This is a genomic window from Eubacterium sp. SB2 (assembly GCF_001244405.1).
Taxonomy (GTDB): Bacteria; Bacillota; Clostridia; order Lachnospirales; family Lachnospiraceae; genus Faecalicatena; species Faecalicatena contortus_B.
The window spans coordinates 375,235-393,925 of record NZ_LN865148.1 but is presented as its reverse complement, the minus strand read 5'-3'; the positions used below and the strand labels follow the sequence as shown (position 1 = coordinate 393,925).

The window sequence follows — 18,691 nt, the reverse complement described above, 5'->3', positions numbered from 1 at the left end:
TCAAGTTAGTAAGACCCCTTGAAGACGACGAGGTAGATAGGACAGAGGTGGAAGTATGGCAACATATGGAGCTGACTGTTACTAATAGGTCGAGGGCATAACCAAGCAAGGTGATAGGAAATGGATGGATTTAATTCTTTGTATGCAGTTTTGAAGGTATATACATATGGAATGAGGAGACGGTACCAGAAGGTATCGTTTTTTTGTTGTGTTAAGCGTTGTTAAGTTTAGAATATTCAGAAAACGGTGCGCAAACGGGTCTGACCCCTAAGAACAAACACTCACAATATATAAATCTAACAATTGGATAGGTCTGGCTCTGCAGCATATGCTATAATCTCAAAACAAAAGGAGGTTATGTTTTATGACAGCAAGTATTATTTTTCATGAGGATTCAAGAGAGTTTCATTTATGCAATGATAAGATAAGTTACATTATGACTATTCTAAAAAACGGTGAATTAGGACAACTTTATTTTGGAAAGACTTTGAGAGACCGGGAAAGTTTTGGGCACTTACTTGAATTGCAAAAGCGTCCCATGTCAGCGTGTGCTTTTCCGGGGGACCAGCGTTTCAGTATGGAACATATCCGACAGGAGTATCCATCATTTGGACATGGAGATATGAGATATCCGGCATATGAAATAGAACAGGTTAACGGGAGCCGGATTACGGAGTTTGTGTATCGGAGTCATAAGATTTACGCCGGGAAGCCGAAACTAGAGCAACTGCCTGCTACATATACAGAGTTAGATGAAGAGGCCCAGACGCTGGAGGTTGAACTTGAGGACAGCTTGATACGTACGAGGCTGGTACTTACTTATACGATCTATCGGGACTATCCCGTGATTACGAGGAACGCCAGATTTGAATGTGGTCTTCCGGAGGGAATCAGGCTGAACACTGCGATGAGTTTAAGCCTGGACCTTCCGGATATGGATTATGAAATGGTTGAGCTGACTGGTGCATGGTCAAGAGAACGGGCAGTCAGGAACAGGAAACTGGAGCATGGTATCCAGAGCATTTACAGTATGAGAGGGTGCAGCAGTAATAATTATAATCCATTTCTTGCTTTAAAAAGGCCTGGCACAGACGAAAATAGTGGTGAAGTATATGGGTTCAGCCTTGTATACAGCGGAAATTTTCTCGCACAGGCCGAAGTAGATACGTATCATGTGACAAGAGTACTGCTGGGAATACATCCAAGCGGTTTTCAATGGAGACTTCAGGACGGAGAGAGCTTTCAGACTCCGGAAGCAGTTATGGTCTATTCCGATGCGGGCCTTAATGGTATGAGCCAGACGTATCATGAACTATATCGGACAAGGCTGGCACGGGGAGTATGGCGTGACAGGGTGCGGCCTATCCTGATTAATAACTGGGAAGCAACTTACTTTAACTTTAATGAAGAAAAGATACTGGCATTGGCGAATACGGCTAAACAGCTGGGGATAGAGCTGTTTGTGCTTGATGACGGATGGTTTGGAAGGCGGGATGACGATACGTCTTCGTTGGGAGACTGGTATCCTGATAAAAGAAAACTTCCGGCTGGTGTAACCGGGATTGCGGAAAAAGTAAAGGCGCTGGGAATGGATTTTGGGCTGTGGTTTGAGCCGGAAATGGTAAATGAAGACAGCCAATTGTTTAAAATGCATCCCGACTGGGTACTGCAGACGCCAGGCAGGTACACATCCTATGGCAGGAATCAGATGGTTCTTGATTTTTCAAAAGTGGAAGTCGTTGACTACATTTATTCAATGATGGAAAAAATCCTGACCGAGGCGGATATTTCTTATATCAAGTGGGATATGAACCGTTGTATGACGGAGATCTTTTCATCGGGGAAGAATGCAGACGAGCAAGGAAAAGTTTATCATCAGTATATACTCGGAGTGTACAGGCTGTATGAACGGCTGGTTGAAAAATTCCCTGAAGTTCTATTTGAATCCTGTGCAAGCGGCGGCGCCAGATTCGATCCAGGGATGCTCTATTACGCCCCTCAATGCTGGACTTCAGATGATACGGATGCAATGGAACGTCTTAAAATCCAATATGGAACATCCATGGTTTATCCTTTGAGCAGCATGGGATCTCATGTTTCGGCGATTCCAAATCATCAGCTGCATCGTAACGTTCCAATGGACAGCAGGGCGAATGTGGCCTATTTCGGCACCTTTGGATATGAACTGGATTTAAATGAACTAACAGAGGAAGAAAGAGACACCATAAAGGATCAGGTTCAATTTATGAAAAAGCACCGCAAGCTTATCCAGCAGGGTGATTTTTACCGTTTAATCAGCCCCTTTGAAGGGGACGGGAATGAAACAGCTTGGATGGTAGTTTCACCGGATCAAACGGAGGCGTTGCTGGGATATTACAGAGTACTTCAGGAAGTGAACGTAGGTTACCGCCGTCTCAGACTTCAGGGACTTGATGAGAATATGCTGTACCAGACAGAATGCGGTGAAAAGAGCGGCATATATTATGGGGATGAACTCCTTCGCGCAGGATGGAACCTTTCGGATGAATCCTGCGGCGAAGACAGCAGCTTCTATAATGGAGTAAATGGGGACTATCAATCACGTCTTTATTATTTTCATAAATATTAAACCTAAAGATTTCTGGAATTGCTAATAAGTATCATCTTCATGAGGATTCTTTGTACATATAGTGCGTGACGTAAGTTTATTTCTCCTGCGGTACTCACTGGGGGTTAATGAGGTTACCTGTCGGAAGGCTTTTGTAAAAGCCAGTTCGCTGGTATATCCACAGGAAAATGCAATATTCCTGATTAGATGATCAGTATTTGCAAGTAGTTCAGAAGCCTTGGTAATCCTATATTTTTTCAAAAACTGCTGCGGAGAGAAATGCACATTTTTTTGAAACAGGGTGGACAGGTAGCAGCGGTTTAATGAAACATAGTCTGCAATTTGCAGTACCGTAATCGGAGACTGATAATTCACCTTAATAAATTCGATTGCTTTGGCAATGTACTGGCTTTCCGTGTGCTGCTCACTTGGCTTATATACGCCTGGTGATTTAGCCAGATAAGAAAAAAATTGATATAGAAGTCCCTGATTATAGAGTTCGTTACTGTAATCTGCGTCATAATGTTCCAACATATCCAGGATGATATCACGCAGCTCCTGGACGTAAGGACAGGCGATGACAGGGGTTTCCGGCGAAAGACCGCAGAGGGAGAGATGGTGTTTCACCATGTCTCCCTCTACTGCAATCCAGAGATAAGTCCAGGGCTCTTTTTCGTCCGCCTGGTAGAAGGTCAGATCTCCGGGACAGATAAGAAACCCCTGTCCTTTTTGGATACGGTGGCAGACATTACCCGCAAAAAACTGCCCCTTTCCTTCCAGACAGAAATGAAATAAATGATATTCCCTCATTGCAGGGCCAAAGGAGTAGGAGGGACTGCAGGCCTGACATCCACAGAACAGAGGATAAAAATGTCGGTTATTATGAATTTCTAATTGGGTAAATGTGTACATTTGCGGGGGATCTCCTTTCATAAGCCAATCAGCATAAGCTCTAAAAAATGGCGGTTAATGCATGCGGATTCGTTATCTATTCAATAAATATAAATGCTGCAGCTTGTCTGCAGCATAGATTTTTTATGCTTATCTTAACCTGTCTGCAACCTACTGTCAAGCAAATACATAACGGAGCGCAAAGAGGTCTGACCCCTATGGAGAATTTAAGCAAATATTAATTTATTTATTGGAGAATTCTGATATAATATAATAAAGAGTCCCTTTGTCTGGCATTATTCGCATTCAAACACAATCTCAAAAGGAGGTGGATTTTATGAAATGGAAGGGTAAAAGAGGATTGGCTTTACTGTTAACTTTTGTTTTGATAGGCGCCGCAGGGATACTTCCTGCATTTCCAGTATCGGCAGAGACTGTAAATGTGACGCAGGATACCGGTGTACAGAAACCAGAAGTAATAGAAAAGACAACAGATCGTATTAAGCTGCGAACAGAACAAGACTATGAATATGCCATAGAGACCGAGAAAAACAATGCCAGGATATGGAAGTGGGCGGAGGCGGGACAGTATGATAAGGCAAGCAGAACGGTTGTGTTTACCGGGCTGCAGCCCGGAACACAATACAGTTTTGCATGTCGGCATACCGGAGAAGATGTTATATTATATCAAAATACGGCTGCAACAAATGTAATTGCTGGGAATGTGGTTACGGATACTCCCCAGAACCAGCCGCCTGATCCATCTGAAAATATGGCTGCTCAACCAGATGAAACGCAGAAACTGACGGACAGTAATCAGAATTCAGAGGTGGGAGAAGAGAAGCAGAGTCCGATGGATGAGCCACAGAATTTGGCAAATGATACAGAAATAACATCGGAAGGTACAAAAGATACTCCTGAGGCTAAGAAGCAGGTGCCTGATGATACTAAAAAGGAAACAAATAACAGTCAGAATTTTTCAGATGCTATTAAAAAGCCGGTAAATGAAAAACGGAGCAAAGTCGAGGCAAAAGCTCCGGCGCCATCGCTTATAGCTCCGGAGGCACCAATCGTTAAAGAAGTAAAAGATACAGAGATCACATTGGAACTCCCCAAGAATGCGGATCCTAAGTATAAATATGAATTCAGTATTAATGGAACAGATTATCAGACAGATCCCCAATTTGATAAGCTGACGCCAGATACCCCCTATAAGTGTTATCTCAGGATTGCAGCAGGTAAATATGAAGATGTAACTTACCCCGCAAGCGACAGCAGTATACCAGCTGATGTCAGGACAAAGAAATCTGCGCCAGATAAACCGGCATATGCTCCGGAAGTGACAGACAGAACGAATACGAGCGTATCGTTAAAAGTACCGGATAAGGAGAAAGACCCGGATAGTATGGAATTCGGGATGTTGGGTACCGGGACAGACGTTGAATGGAATACCATGGGTGTATTTGACAACCTGACTCCGGGTACAGAATATCAATTTGTTATGCGCCGCAATGTAGATGAAAAGGTACAGATGCAGGGGGAGAATAGTGACATACTCCGTGTGGCAACATTACAGAACGCAGCAGCAGCGGCTTTGGCACCAAAGATTTTGAAACGTTCCGATACTTCTATTGTGCTTAGGGCAGCTGATAAGCTGGAGTATGGTATGCGAATGGCAGACGGTACAATCAGCTGGCAGGAAAATGCGGAATTTGACGGGCTGGAGCCAGATACGGAGTATCAATTTGTAACACGTGCTAAATATGATCCTGATAAAGCCATGGAAAGCCTTCCCAGTGAAACGGTAAAATATAGGACCGCGATAAGTTCTGATGGGGCAAAGATAACCGGAATCGAACAAGGCGGTACCTATGAGGCAGAAACTGTCTGGACTGCTACAGCAGTCGGTGTTGGTATGGAAAATACTTCTCCTGCAGCGGGAGATACCAGATGGGCGCCAAAGACTTGGACCTGGGGCGGAGCAATAAAAAGCTGGGAGAATCCTCCATATACGGTTAAATTCAAATGCACAAGGCTTGGAAGTTACGAACTGACGGCAGGATTTCAACTGGAAGAGTATACCGGTAATGGCTGGGAAGAAACTGAATATACAAAATCAGTTAGCACATCTTTTAATATAATTGAGAAAAAGGTTACCGTATATACCATTACAGCGGAGGCCGGGGCAAATGGTAAGATAGATCCGAATGGCAGAGTGGATGTGGAGCAGGGAAAGAACTGCGAATTTACATTTACCCCATATAAGGGCTACCGTGTGGCAAAGGTTCTGGTAGACGGCAGAGAGGTGACCGTGAAGAATAACCGGTATACGTTTACAGACATCCAGGATAATCATAAGATATCTGTTACATTTGAGAAAGACAAACGCACACCGAAGACTGGGGATAATACTCAGTTTGTATTAATTCTTGGCGCCTTCCTGATATCAGGACTGGCCGTATTAATGCTGGCATACCGGAAGAGGAAACGTTAGGCAAGCAGATGGGTGGAGATCGTGAGGGAGGAATCATGGAAAAGTAGAAAAACTATCATAACATCATTACTCCCGCCTGTTCCTCTCCGTCCTATCAAACCCGATCCACTGCACCGGCCCCTCCCGCGTGGAAGCGCATAGCCTGAAGACGGCAAAGACGCAGGGGCGGCCCGGAAATGCCGTGGGTGGTTCAGAAGGCTTTTAGAGTGTGATTAGAAACACTTAGGGCAAATCAGGGAAATCCTGGGGACGCAGATTGATTTACAAAATCAATCTGCGAGGCCGGCTGAGCTGAGAAAGCATCAGGCTTTCTCAGTGAATCCGGCCTGTGCCCCAGGATTTTCCTGATTTGCCCTAAATGTTTCTTCACAAAGCGGCTGCCTTCTGAACCACCCACGGCATTTCCGGGCCGCCCCTGCGTCTTTGCCGTCTTCAGGCGTCCCCCCTTGCGTCTTCATATTTTCCTAAGAATTTTATAAAAGAATATTTATTTGAAAATTTTATAATTTACTTAGCTTGCGATGGAGGAGGATATGTATGAGGGAGAAAATCTTAATAGTAGATGATGAGAAGGAGATTGCGGATTTGGTGGAGTGCTATCTGCAGAATGAGGATTTTATCATTTATAAGTATTATGATTCCAGGGAGGCCTGGGAGTGTATTGTAAAGGAGCCGCCGGATCTGGCTGTTATGGATGTGATGATGCCGGAGATTGACGGCTTTACTCTTTGCAGGCAGATCAGGGAGCGGTATCATTTTCCGGTGATTATGCTGACGGCGAAGGGGGAGGAGATTGATAAGATTACCGGACTTACGCTGGGGGCAGATGACTATATTGCAAAGCCCTTTTTGCCTCTGGAGATGGTGGCGCGCGTGAAGGCGCAGCTGAGGCGCTATAAAAGATATAATCAGGGGACTGAGCGGGATGATTCTGTGATACTGGTATCGGGGCTTATGCTGAATGTGAAGACTCATAAATGTACCTTAAATGAGGAGCCTTTGCCGCTGACGCCGACGGAGTTTGATATTCTGCGCATTCTCTGTGAGAACAAGGGGGCGGTTGTGAGTGCGGAGAGTCTTTTCAGGCAGATATGGGCGGATGAGTATTATGTAAAGAATAATAACACGGTTACGGTTCATATCCGGCACCTGCGGGAGAAGATGAAGGACTCTTTTGAAAAGCCAAGATATATTAAGACCGTCTGGGGGTGCGGATATAAAATTGAAGGATAAAGAAAAGAATATGAAAAGACTGGCCGAAACGGCGGCTTTATTACTTCTGGTACTGGCCGCCTGTTTTGGTATTTATTATTTTGTGGACTATATCTGGAATGGCAGCTTTGTGAACTGGTTCCAGGATAATTATATGTGGACCCGGATGGGAACGGATCATCTGTCAGGTCAGGATATGCTGATAACTGAGGTGAACTGGCCTAAATTTAAGATGCTCATTCTGACGTCTGTCTGCGTTGCGGCGGTGGTCTGCCTGTTTCTGGTGCGGGGGATTTCTGCCTTTTACGGCCGGAAAATGGCAGGTCAGGCTGTGGTAAAATCCAGTCAGATGATTCACTCCTTTATGGAGCATGAAGTAGAGGCAGATCTGGTGTTTCCTCCCGAATATGCACAGCTTGCGGTTCAGATGTCACAGATTAAGACGAGGATAGAGCGCAATACCCGTGTGATTAAGGAGGAGGAAAAACGTAAAAATGATATGATCACGTATCTGGCCCACGATCTCAAGACGCCGCTGACATCCGTTATCGGCTATTTAAGCATGCTGGATGAGGCAAAAGATATGCCGCAGGCGCAGCGGGAAAAATACACCAGGATTGTTTTTGAAAAAGCTCTGCAGCTGGAAGGGCTGATTCAGGAGTTTTTTGATATTACAAGGTATAACCTGAATCAGATTGTGCTGGAAAAAGAGACGCTGGATCTGTCCTATCTGCTTGTACAGCTGGCCGATGAGTTCTACCCGATTCTTCAGCAGGGAGACAACCGGATCGAGCTTGAAACCGGGCAGGAGATTCTGGTCTATGGAGATGCCGTAAAGCTGGCGAGAGTGTTTCAGAATGTTCTGAAGAATGCCGTGTCTTACAGTTATCCGGGAACCGCAATCGTTATCCGGACCGAGACAGAAGGGGACTATGTGAAGATTTTTATACAAAACAAAGGGAAGACCATACCGAAAGAAAAGCTCCCATATATTTTTGAAAAATTCTACCGGACGGATGAGGCGCGTTCCGGAAATACAGGAGGTGCAGGGCTTGGACTTGCAATTGCCAGAGAAATTATCATTCTGCATGAAGGAGATATCCATGCAAAAAGCGAGGGGGAATTGACGACTTTTGTTATAAGTATCCCCTGCCTGTGAAAACGATTAACAAGCTAAAGAAATGTAATAGTATATTATAATAAACGAATATTAACTTTTCTTAGGAAATTATCAATAGTAAGTTAAATTATCTAATATTGGGATTTTGTATAATTTTCTTAGAAAGGCAGGGATTTTAATTGGACAGAAAACAATACGAAAAAGACTCAAGATATCAAACTGAAAGAAATAAGATACAGCTAAGCTCAAAGAATCAGCGGAAAAAAAGAAGACGTATGAAATATCTAAGGAGGATGCTAATTTTACTGGTTCTTCTGGTACTGCTGATATTAGCGGCTGCAGCGGTGCTGTCCATAATAAGAAGGCAGGAACCGGGCATACACGTAGATAACAGTACGCTGCATTCAGAGAACATCAGCATGGACAAGCTGAACAGCCCGAATGCAATATTGACAGAACTGAAGTCCGGAGAAACCATAGCCCAGAGGGGGGCAGGGGACCGGATCTATCCGGCATCACTGACCAAGATTATGACCGCTTTAGTAGCGATTGAAAATATTTCTGATCTCGATGAACCAATGACCAGCCCATACGATTTTTACCAGTATCTTTATCAGATGGATGCATCAATGGCTGGTTTTGAACCAGGCGAAACCGCGAAGGCCAGGGACTATATATATGGTGTCATACTTGCATCGGGGGCGGAGTGCTGCCTGACTCTGGCAGAGGCAGTTTCGGGATCAGAGCAGGGCTTTGTGGACCTGATGAATCAAAAAGCGGCCGAACTTGGGATGGATGACACACATTTCAGCAATACGACCGGACTTCAGGATGCAGAACATTATACAACGGTCCGGGATCTGTCCCTCCTGCTTGACAGTGCACTGAAAAATGCAGAGTTTCGGGAAGTATTTACATCCAGAAGTTATACGGTGCAGCCTACGAATGTGCATCCGGAAGGGTTCACCATAGGGAGTACTTTGTTTGAAAACGCCGGGAATACCGGTCTTAAAAACGGCGAGATCCTGGGCGGCAAGACCGGTTACACGGATGAGGCTGGTTTATGTCTGGCAAGCCTGGCGGAGGTAGACGGAGAAGAGTATATCCTGGTCACCGCACATGCTCCGGGATCCCATGAGACAGAGCAGTATCACATTCTGGACGCAATAACTGTTTATAATGAAATCGCTGATGCCAGGCGGGACTGACTCTGCTTATCCAGGATATACTATCATATCATCCAAAGCATTTCCGGGAGGAACAATTGGAAGAACGTTTTCTTCCCTTTCAATTATAAATTCGATGAGGACAGGTGCAGCCGTGGACCTTCCGGCCTCTGTAAGCGCCGGAAGAATCTCTTCTTCACGGGTTACGCGGATTCCTTTTGCTCCATAGCTTTCCGCCAGCTTTATAAAGTCCGGAGTATATACGGGACAGTGTTCAGACGGGGCAGAGCAGGCAGAGGGACAGCTTTTTCTATAACGCATACATGTGCCGGAATACCTTTTTCCAAAAAACATTTCCTGCCATTGTCTTACATTGCCCAGATATCCGTTATTCAAGACACAAATAACAAGCGGCAGTTCATAAGCTACGGCTGTTGCCATTTCCTGAATGTTCATCTGCAGGCCGCCGTCTCCGGTTATCAGTACGACCCTGGTGTCTGGATTCCCGATCCTGGCACCGACCGCGGCGGGCAATCCATATCCCATTGTGCCGAGCCCTCCGGATGTAAGCATCTTCTTTTTATCATTCAGCTCCAGATACTGGGCAGCCCATAATTGATTCTGCCCTACATCGGTGGCTATAATCAACTTTTGAAAGGTACTGTTAATGGTCCGGATGATTTTTTCAGGGGTGATACCGTTTCCCTTCATCACAAGAGGGTGCTCTTTCTGCCATGTGCGGATCTGCCGGATCCAGTTTTCAAGCGGCAGATTTACAGCCCGTCTGGTAAATGCACGGATTGCTGAACCGGCATCAGCCAGGATTGGGAGATCCGCGGGGATATTTCTGGATATGACCGAAGAATCGATATCCACATGAATAATCGAGGCATTTGGCGCAAATTCTTCGGGCCTGCCCGTGATGCGGTCATTAAAGCGGGTGCCGATCGAAAAGAGCACATCACAGCTGCTGACAGCCATATTCGCGGCGTAGGAGCCGTGAATGCCGAGATTGCCGGCATAGAGCCCGTGCGTTGTTGGAATTGAGCCTCTTCCCATAATCGTGGTGACGGCTGGAACGCCTGTTATCTCGGCAAGATGCTGCATGTCTTTTTCAGCCCGGCTGATATGAACGCCGCCTCCGATCAGGAATAATGGCCTTTGGGCACGGGATAAGAGCGTCATGGCCTTATCTGCCAGCTCCTCAGAGATGGGACATTCAGACCGGAGGCTGCAGGCTGCATGGCCTTGATCGTATCTGCTGTCCCCTAATTCGCGCTGGATATCTTTTGGAAGATCCACTACAGCGACTCCGGGTTTACCTGTTCTGGCAATATGGAATGCTTTTTGGATGGCTGCTCCCAGATCTTCCCGTTTTTTTACTGTTACAGCATATTTGCAGACGCTGGAAGTCATACTGACAATGTCAACCTCCTGAAAAGCATCTTTCCCTAAAAGGCAGCGGGGCACTTGTCCGGTGAAGCAGACAAGCGGTACACTGTCATAATTGGCTGTGGCGATTCCGGTGACCAGATTCGCTGCTCCCGGCCCGCTTGTCACGAGGCAGACCCCCACGTTCCCTGTGGAACGGGCGTATCCGTCAGCGGCATGGATCAGCCCCTGCTCATGTCTTGGTATAATCAGTTCGATGGTATCTTCCCCGTAAAGGGCATCAAACATATCAATCGCCTGCCCGCCGGGATAGGCAAATACAGTGTTTACATGTTCGGCTTTCAGCGCTTTTACAAATAATCCGGCTCCTGTTATCATAAGTTTATACCTCCTTGAATGCATGTACTTGCTTGCATGTTATTTATATAAAATGGTACTGCCGATACAGTACCACTGTCAGTTCTTCACGGATCCGTTTTAAGAAAGCCCTTTTACAAATACGGATACGCTATTTTTTACAAATGTTTCCGGGCTTATCTCTGTCAGTTTATTATCAAAAGAGGCTTTTAAAAATGTATAGCCAAAGGTTGCGGAGAAAACAGTCATTGCCATGCCCTCAAAATCTGCATGCGGTATCTTTCCTAATGCCTCCATCTTGTTCAAATAATCGACAAGAGTCGATACAAAGGCCTGAGGGATCTTCAGAATCATCGGGGCAGTCTCTTCATAGAGCTGGGGCGCCCTCAGTCCGATAGACAGATTAACAAAGTCCGGGGTGATTCTGTCCATATAGGCCTTCATGAACATTTCCAGGTCGGGCTGCAGTTCCCATACCACATTCTGAAAGATATCCGGGGTAACATTGGCCCGCCATTTTTCCTGTTCTATCCCACTCATGACAATGTCTTTTTTACTTTTAAACTTCCTGAATAAGGTGCATTCATTCACACCGGCCATATGCGCGATATCCTTTGTTGTAGTTGCAACATATCCTTTATCGCGGATCAGGGACATGGTTGCATCAATTATTTTCTGCCTGGTTTCATCCAATTTTCTTTCCTCCATGCAAGTGCTTACTATCATTTTATGCCCATACATGCAGTTTGTCAACAGTATTTTGCAGTTCTACCCACCGTAGACCGGGTAGAACTGCCCGTGTATTGTAAATTCTGGGGTTTCTGGTATGATTATGATTAAGAAAACAATTGGCTAGTACAGCAGTGCATGAATCTTTCAGTAATAAGTGCCTGATATCTGCGTCAGAGGTGTGCCTGCTTTCGCGACGGCGTAGTGGTTCCTACGTCTAGCGAAAGCAGGTGCAGCTATGGCGTAGAGAGCAGGTGCTTATTGCTGAATTATTAGTGCACTACTGTACTAGGTTGGGAGGCACGAGATGGAAAATAAGACGGGACAATTGATTGCCAGAAGAAGAAAAGAGATCGGACTGACACAAAAAGAACTGGCTGAGCGGCTGGGGGTGACGAATAAGGCTGTATCCAAATGGGAAACAGGCGGAGGAATGCCGGATGTCAGTGTACTGGAAACGCTGGCTGACGCGCTGGAGGTCAGTGTAGACGAACTGCTGAGAGGGGAAAGAGAGACCGGGCAGGTGCTGCTGCCGCCGGTTCCAAAAATGAAAAGAGGGCGTCAGATCATGGGAGCAGTTACAGGCATCCTGGCCCTTGCCGTTTTTGCTCTTCAGATGTTCTACCTTATCGTAGGAAGAACGCAGCATTTTGAGTACATAATAGATATTCTGTTCTATATCGTAAATGGGTTTATTATCGTGATGGCAGCTGTCAGTCTTGGCATGCTTGTGCGTAAGAAATGGATCAGGAATATCGGCCTGGCAGCAGGCGGCATCCTTTTTTTAACGAATTTCGCGTATGGGTTCCATTCGGGAGGAGGGCAGTCGTCTGTGATCAGCGTATCACCGGATCTGAAACACATGGCAGTACTGAAATACGAAGAGGAAGCAGGCAGAGTCACAACCTATCTGAATCAGAGGCTCTGTTTTGCCAAAGTATCTGACCAGTTTCCTTATACCGCAGACAGGGAGATGAAGCTGCAGTGGCTGGCTGATGATGTCTGTGCGGTAACCTACACTTCTCCCGACGATGGAAACGTGCACCAGTATGTTCTGACTTACGGGGATAGAGGGAATGGGATTACCTCGGATTATGTGTACACGGTGATCACCGGAAAATGGGCCGGAATCGGTAAAAATCTGGCAGACTGGGAGATCGAAAGAGGAATAGACGGCATCACGATACGCGCTGCCTCACAGACTGAAGAGACCTACACATTCGATGAATGTGTACAGTTCGGAACTCTGGCGGTTGCCCTGTGCCGTAATGGGCTTCCACAGTGGACACTTGTTCTGGATGAGGGCTGTGTAATAGGGAAAAACAATTTTCTGGAAAAAGGAGGAACCATCACATTATGCAGAGTGACTATGGATAAATCGGCCCCCATGCAGTTCTATCAAACCCAGGCGCCGGTAGTCTTTGACACCGAATATGAGCCTATGGACAAAACAGAGAGGGGAAAAGATCTGCAAAAAGAGATGAAATCGATCTTAAAAGAGGATCCTGCACTGACAAATTATGACGCAGATATTTATGGAAGTGCCAAAGTCGTGACTGATTCGGAAGATATTTTCTGGATTGCAAGATGCGCTATGGAGGAAAATGATAAACGGCAGGCAGTGAATGGAATCGATGTAAGCAGACAGATTGAGCATATGGAACTGATGGCAGGCGACAGATTTGACTATCTCATGAAAATCAATTCACGGGATATGTATATAGATCCAAACCATCCGGCAGAAAAATCTGAGACCGAGGGGGAAACTACATATCGGATTATGAAAGGAGAAGGGGCATACCTGGCATTTCAGGTGAGTTATGGCACAGACGGAAGTGTGGGACTCGATCCTCCGGCTATGAAAAAAGAAATCGATACAAGAGAAAAGAAAGAATATAGTTACTATGTGCCGGGAGAAAAGGAGGACACCCCATGATAGCAGAGCAAATAAAAGAAGAGTATACAAAAGAATGGTTTGTCTACGATACTGTGCCTCAGAATCTCAGGAAGAGGGCCGAAATATTAAACCAAAAGAGAGGAATATGGGCAGGTCCCCTTACCAGCCTTGGGATCATATTGATTTACTTTCTGCTGTTTGCCTGGCTGATACCAAAGGAGCACTTTCAAATACGCTATATTCTTCTTCTGGCTGTCATATCAGAAGTACTGCTGACTGCTGTGGTAAGGATATCCGTCAGTCTGCAGAAAAGCAGTATAGAAGCCAGGATAAAGGAATTCGAAGAGAAAAGTTTAAAAGGACAATTTAACACAGAGTATATTCTGATCCGGTACTTCTCAGGCGCACAGGAGTGTTACTATTATAATGACCTTCCGGACGTGGAGGAAAATGCAGATGCGTTTCAGATCACCGGGCCTGACAGGGAACTGAGACTGGACAAAAGGTATCTCTCCAGAGATGATATTTTGTATGTGAGGAATCAGATGGCGCATTACTGCAGAATTTTTCGGGAATATGAAGAAAAGCAGGGCGGGGAAAAAGTGGAACTGAAGATTTTGCATACAAGAGACATCAATAGAAATAAACGCGCACGAAAGAAAAATGATCTGCTTCTTTCTCTAAAGTATAACAGAGGCCGCGGCTACAGCGAGTGGAGAAGGCATATACTGGGCGCGTTTCTCACATCACTGTTCTGCATGTGCGTTTTTCTGCCGGATAATTATAACGTGTTTCTCAGAATCGTTGTGGCGGTGCTTGTACTGTTCAGGCTGTTTGTAAAAGTATTTCCTTATATCACGGTGAGTATAAAGCTGCGGGGAAAGAAGAGCGTGGACCAAACCGATATTATAATCAATGAGAACGGTATAGAGTTCCTGCAGGGGAATAAGAGAATCCGTCAAACTTATGAATCGGTGAAAGAAATAAGAGAAGAAGAATCTTCCTTTTATGTGGGCCGGGTGTATTTCTGGAAAGACAGTATGACTACAGAGGAAATCAGCGCGGTTCGGAATATCTTAAAAAAATATGGCCGGGGAAAGTATCAATATATTGTAAAAGAAGGAACATCTGCCTGGAAAGAGGACCTGAAAACAGCGATAGTTCCATTTGCTTTATTGGTTTTGGGGGTATTTATGTTTGTTTACAGAGACTGGATGATAGATGCCGGAAAGGTATCCGGTATCTATCAGAGGAACAGCTATGAAGGGTATATTCAGGATCCGGACAGCAGCTCCCTGGAGTCTGATACGGAAGTGGAAGGAAACGGCGGTGAGGAAGGGCAGAGCGCAGAAACAACGAACGGAACACAGGAAAATAAGGATTCTGTCTTTGTCTCTGCACCAGACAAGAGTTCCTTACATTTGTCATCCAGAGAACTGAGACTGGATGAATGTTATTCTGATAATACGGTAAATCAGGAAAGCCGTTTCTTTATAGAAAATGGAACGTTATTCGGAATCTCTGCCAACAGGCATGGGGAGCTGGGGATTGGCAATACGGAATCCGATCTAACGGCCAAAGGATTCTACCGAATAACGGAACTGGCGCCGGACGTGAAACATGTGGCTCAGGGAAGTGAGTTTATGGTCTATCTGAACAATAATGACGAACTATGGGGGGCAGGCAATCTGCCGGGTACCGGCCAGTCCCTGACGCCGGCTTTGATTATGGAAGACGTGGCGTTTGCAGACTGCAGTGAATACGGCCTTGTCATCCTGAAAAATGATGGAACGGTCTGGTGTATGGGAAGTCTCCTGGACTCAGCAGGAAATCCGGTGGTATCATGGGACGGGGCCGTCCAGGTAGCAGATCATGCCAGATATGTCACCGCCGGATGTTACGCTATGGCTGCCATAAGAGAAGATGATACCCTTTGGATGTGGGGGGATAACCGGCACGGGCAGTGCGGCGGTTCTGAAGCAGAGGCGGATACACTGGCAGACCCTAAAAAAGTAAGAGACGGGGTGAAAGCCGTGTGGATCGACCGGCTGGCCTACAGAGACTATGAAGAATACCCTCTCTATGGCGCGGAACAAGCCCGGGAATATATGGATCACTGCACATATATACAGCAGACCGACGGGCAGATGTATGCCTGTGGTATGTCAATAGGGGGAAGCGGATTCGTGGCGGTGGTGGTGGGCGGCTAGGAGGACTCCAGGCCGCTTTTGGACCGGACACGCGCTTTTTAGGGCTGGATTTATATGTAATATCTTTTTAATAAGCGGGTCAATTCTACAATGTCGATCGGCTTTGCTATATGGGCATTCATACCGCACTCCAGGCAATGCTGTATGTCGTCTGAAAAAGTATCTGCACTCATGGCAATAATTGGAACGGATAGGGCATCAGGGTGATTCAGTCCCCGAATTGCTTTTGCTGCCTCATATCCTGTCATATGCGGCATTCGTATGTCCATCAGAATAAAATCGTAATAACCTTCTGGTGATTTTTGAAACTTATCCAGGCATATTTGTCCATCTTCTGCCCAATCCAGCTTCACGCCCAAGTCGGACAACAATTCACTTGCAACTTCCCAGTTAAGCTCATTGTCCTCGGCAAGCAGAATACGGCGTCCGGATAGATCCATATTGGGGCTTATTATCTGGTCATGTTCCGTTTCAACGTCCATATACTGACGCAAAGAATGATACAGCGTAGATTTAAAAAGCGGTTTGGCAATAAAGCCACTGATACCCGCTTCACGGGCCTCGGCTTCAAATTCACTCCAGTCGTATGCAGAAATCAGCAGAATCGGCACTTCATCTCCCAGATTGCGCCGGATTTCTTTTGCAGCCTGAATTCCATTCATGCCAGGCAGTTTCCAATCTAATAGTATAATTTGATAATCCTCTTTCTTATTGTGGTGTTGGTTTACTAATTCTATGGCCTTTTCACCGCTTAATGTCCATTCAGCTTTAATCCCGATGGATTTTAGAGCGTCTATGGCTGTCTTACATAATAATTCGTCATCATCAACCACCAGCATTTTCCAAGGGGGAAGAACCATATCCATTTCCATTGCAGCCGCTTTTTCAAAATCAAACATGAGAAGAAATTCTGTCCCTTTATCAGGCTCGCTTTGTATATCAATGGTTCCATCCATTGCGTCCACAATGTACTTTGTAATCGCCATTCCCAAACCGGCGCCCTCAGTTTTATGTATTCTGGCTCCATCCGCCCGGCTATAGGATTCATATATCCTCTTCAAAAAATCTGGCGTCATACCAATTCCATTATCCTTGACCTTGATATGAATTCGGACATAGTTTTCTCCTTTCGGAGATTTTTCCTCAGAAAGCGATAAAAGTATCGAACCGCCCTCTGGTGTATACTTAGTTGCATTCGATAAAAGATTCAGCAAAACCTGATTCAAGCGTACGCTATCGCACCACACATTTTCTGTTAAGATATTTTCTACGTGTATGTCAAAATTTTGCTTTTTTGTCTTAATCTGTGGCTGCATAATGTTAACAATGCCTTCTACAACTTCCTTTAATGAAATTTGCTCTGTTGTTAAAGTTAACTTACCGCTTTCAATTTTAGACATATCCAAAACATCATTAATCAGCCCCAATAGATGTTTACTCGACAATGTGATTTTTCTAAGGCAGTTCTGCACCTGCTTCCGGTCATCTATGTGGGCGGTTGCAATCGCGGTCATTCCTACGATTGCATTCATAGGGGTACGGATATCATGGCTCATATTTGCTAAAAATTCACTTTTGGCTTTGTTCGCTTCAAGAGCCGCCTGCCGGGCCTTCTCCAATTCATGCAGCTGAGAACGGGTTATGGAGAAATACCGGAGAAAAATCAATGTCAGAATGATTAAAACAGAAGCACAGGACAATAATGTCATGAACATACGCTGGCTGCTCAGATTGTTTATGGTATCATCCAATATACTATAAGGCATTACCGATACTAAATACCATTCAGAATAGGGCAATGATATACCATAAATTTGCCGTTCTTCACCATTTACTTCAAATGTTGTAGCATATTCTTCATGATTTTTTAATGCAGCGCTAAATTTCTCAATAGAATTTTCTACAGATGATTCATTTGCCGGGGATTCAAGCTGCTTCTGCAGTTGTTCAAAGAAATGCGACAACTCAGTGTTAGGGTTTTGTATCACAAAACTACCGTCTGGCCTGATAATATGATAATACATCAGCTGCTCTTCATCCTCTAAGGAAAGGAAACCGGTGATATAATCCAGCGGAACGGCTGCAATGAGTCCGGTGCACCTATCACCATTGTACATAGGATAAGCAGCATCAACTCCAAACAATACCACTTCATTTCCAGCAGAATCAACGCCTACAGCAACTCTTTGTTCCCCTTGTAATAATGCTTCTACAAAAGGTTCCGGGTTAAGCGGCTGAATGGATTGTCCATAGAGTGTCTGAAAATCCCCATCGGCAGAACAAAGTGCTAGATAGTCAAAACCCCTGACCTGTGCCCTGTAAATAAGCTCCCTATATAGCTCATCTTGACTGTTTTTATCTGTTGAGACAACGGAAACAATGCCGCTGACCTGATCAAAACGCAGTTTAATGACAGTTTCAAAGTGCCTGGACATTTGTTCATTCATTCCGGACATATAAATTTTACCAATATCGTAAACTGCCTGTTTACTCTTTCGACTCATATAAATTCCGAGCAGACTGAAAATAATAATACTAAAGATCAAAAGCCCAATAAAACTGCATATAAGAAAGTGTGTTGTAGGATTCTTCTTTTGATTGTTTCCCATTGATGTTATTCCTCCTTTTTAGATGTT

At 45.1% G+C, this 18,691-nt stretch carries 11 protein-coding genes and 1 rRNA gene; 8 read left to right on the top strand and 4 right to left on the bottom strand.

The genetic code is table 11. The features are described from left to right. A 23S ribosomal RNA gene (locus tag BN1938_RS01840) occupies positions 1–105 on the top strand; the annotation flags it as partial. 259 nt (positions 106–364) lie between these two features. Beyond that, on the top strand, positions 365–2,608 hold the full coding sequence (locus tag BN1938_RS01835) for an alpha-galactosidase (RefSeq protein ID WP_050638956.1): 2,244 nt from the start codon (positions 365–367) through the stop codon (positions 2,606–2,608). A gap of 21 nt (positions 2,609–2,629) precedes the next feature. On the opposite strand, the gene BN1938_RS01830 is transcribed toward BN1938_RS01835, so the two are convergent. After that, entirely contained in the window at positions 2,630–3,499 is an 870-nt protein-coding gene (locus tag BN1938_RS01830; protein WP_050638955.1) for an AraC family transcriptional regulator, read from the bottom strand. Between the two features lie 316 nt (positions 3,500–3,815). Here BN1938_RS01830 and BN1938_RS01825 point away from each other — a divergent pair, with 316 nt between their 5' ends. From BN1938_RS01825 to BN1938_RS01810, 4 genes are all read left to right on the top strand, one after another. Next, the gene (locus tag BN1938_RS01825) at positions 3,816–5,972 is read left to right on the top strand and encodes an LPXTG cell wall anchor domain-containing protein (protein ID WP_050638954.1); all 2,157 of its coding nucleotides are present in this window, start codon (positions 3,816–3,818) and stop codon (positions 5,970–5,972) included. Between the two features lie 537 nt (positions 5,973–6,509). After that, a complete protein-coding gene (gene vanR, locus BN1938_RS01820) occupies positions 6,510–7,205 on the top strand; it encodes a VanR-ABDEGLN family response regulator transcription factor (RefSeq protein WP_050638953.1) in 696 nt (231 codons plus the stop codon). Continuing rightward, a complete protein-coding gene (locus BN1938_RS01815; protein WP_242843785.1) occupies positions 7,195–8,343 on the top strand; it encodes a sensor histidine kinase in 1,149 nt (382 codons plus the stop codon). The genes vanR and BN1938_RS01815 overlap by 11 nt, the downstream gene beginning before the upstream one ends. 254 nt (positions 8,344–8,597) lie before the next feature. Then, positions 8,598–9,512, top strand: coding sequence for a D-alanyl-D-alanine carboxypeptidase family protein (locus BN1938_RS01810; RefSeq protein WP_242843784.1), 915 nt, complete (start codon positions 8,598–8,600; stop codon positions 9,510–9,512). A 6-nt stretch (positions 9,513–9,518) separates the two neighbouring features. Here BN1938_RS01810 and ilvB read toward each other — a convergent pair whose 3' ends face one another. After that, the gene (gene ilvB / locus BN1938_RS01805) at positions 9,519–11,240 is read right to left on the bottom strand and encodes a biosynthetic-type acetolactate synthase large subunit (RefSeq protein ID WP_050638952.1); all 1,722 of its coding nucleotides are present in this window, start codon (positions 11,238–11,240) and stop codon (positions 9,519–9,521) included. Positions 11,241–11,339: 99 nt separating this feature from the next. Continuing rightward, complete coding sequence (locus BN1938_RS01800; RefSeq protein WP_050638951.1) at positions 11,340–11,912, bottom strand: TetR/AcrR family transcriptional regulator; 573 nt, start codon at positions 11,910–11,912, stop codon at positions 11,340–11,342. A 343-nt stretch (positions 11,913–12,255) separates the two neighbouring features. On the opposite strand from BN1938_RS01800, the gene BN1938_RS01795 reads away from it, so the two are divergent. Together BN1938_RS01795 and BN1938_RS01790 are read left to right on the top strand one after the other, a co-directional pair. Beyond that, on the top strand, positions 12,256–13,884 hold the full coding sequence (locus tag BN1938_RS01795) for a helix-turn-helix domain-containing protein (RefSeq protein WP_050638950.1): 1,629 nt from the start codon (positions 12,256–12,258) through the stop codon (positions 13,882–13,884). Next, the gene (locus BN1938_RS01790) at positions 13,881–16,055 is read left to right on the top strand and encodes an RCC1 domain-containing protein (protein ID WP_050638949.1); all 2,175 of its coding nucleotides are present in this window, start codon (positions 13,881–13,883) and stop codon (positions 16,053–16,055) included. The genes BN1938_RS01795 and BN1938_RS01790 overlap by 4 nt, the downstream gene beginning before the upstream one ends. Positions 16,056–16,105: 50 nt before the next feature. On the opposite strand, the gene BN1938_RS01785 is transcribed toward BN1938_RS01790, so the two are convergent. Then, positions 16,106–18,664: a hybrid sensor histidine kinase/response regulator gene (locus tag BN1938_RS01785; RefSeq protein WP_050638948.1), complete on the bottom strand. Its 2,559-nt coding sequence runs from the start codon at positions 18,662–18,664 to the stop codon at positions 16,106–16,108. Positions 18,665–18,691: the final 27 nt, after the last annotated feature.

What these genes read in the sequence shown, in the direction of transcription:
- BN1938_RS01835 (WP_050638956.1), top strand. Translation starts at nt 365, where the DNA reads ATGACAGCAAGTATTATTTTTCATGAGGATTCAAGAGAGTTTCATTTA.
- BN1938_RS01830 (WP_050638955.1), bottom strand. Translation starts at nt 3,499, where the DNA reads ATGTACACATTTACCCAATTAGAAATTCATAATAACCGACATTTTTAT.
- BN1938_RS01825 (WP_050638954.1), top strand. Translation starts at nt 3,816, where the DNA reads ATGAAATGGAAGGGTAAAAGAGGATTGGCTTTACTGTTAACTTTTGTT.
- vanR (WP_050638953.1), top strand. Translation starts at nt 6,510, where the DNA reads ATGAGGGAGAAAATCTTAATAGTAGATGATGAGAAGGAGATTGCGGAT.
- BN1938_RS01810 (WP_242843784.1), top strand. Translation starts at nt 8,598, where the DNA reads ATGCTAATTTTACTGGTTCTTCTGGTACTGCTGATATTAGCGGCTGCA.
- ilvB (WP_050638952.1), bottom strand. Translation starts at nt 11,240, where the DNA reads ATGATAACAGGAGCCGGATTATTTGTAAAAGCGCTGAAAGCCGAACAT.
- BN1938_RS01795 (WP_050638950.1), top strand. Translation starts at nt 12,256, where the DNA reads ATGGAAAATAAGACGGGACAATTGATTGCCAGAAGAAGAAAAGAGATC.
- BN1938_RS01790 (WP_050638949.1), top strand. Translation starts at nt 13,881, where the DNA reads ATGATAGCAGAGCAAATAAAAGAAGAGTATACAAAAGAATGGTTTGTC.
- BN1938_RS01785 (WP_050638948.1), bottom strand. Translation starts at nt 18,664, where the DNA reads ATGGGAAACAATCAAAAGAAGAATCCTACAACACACTTTCTTATATGC.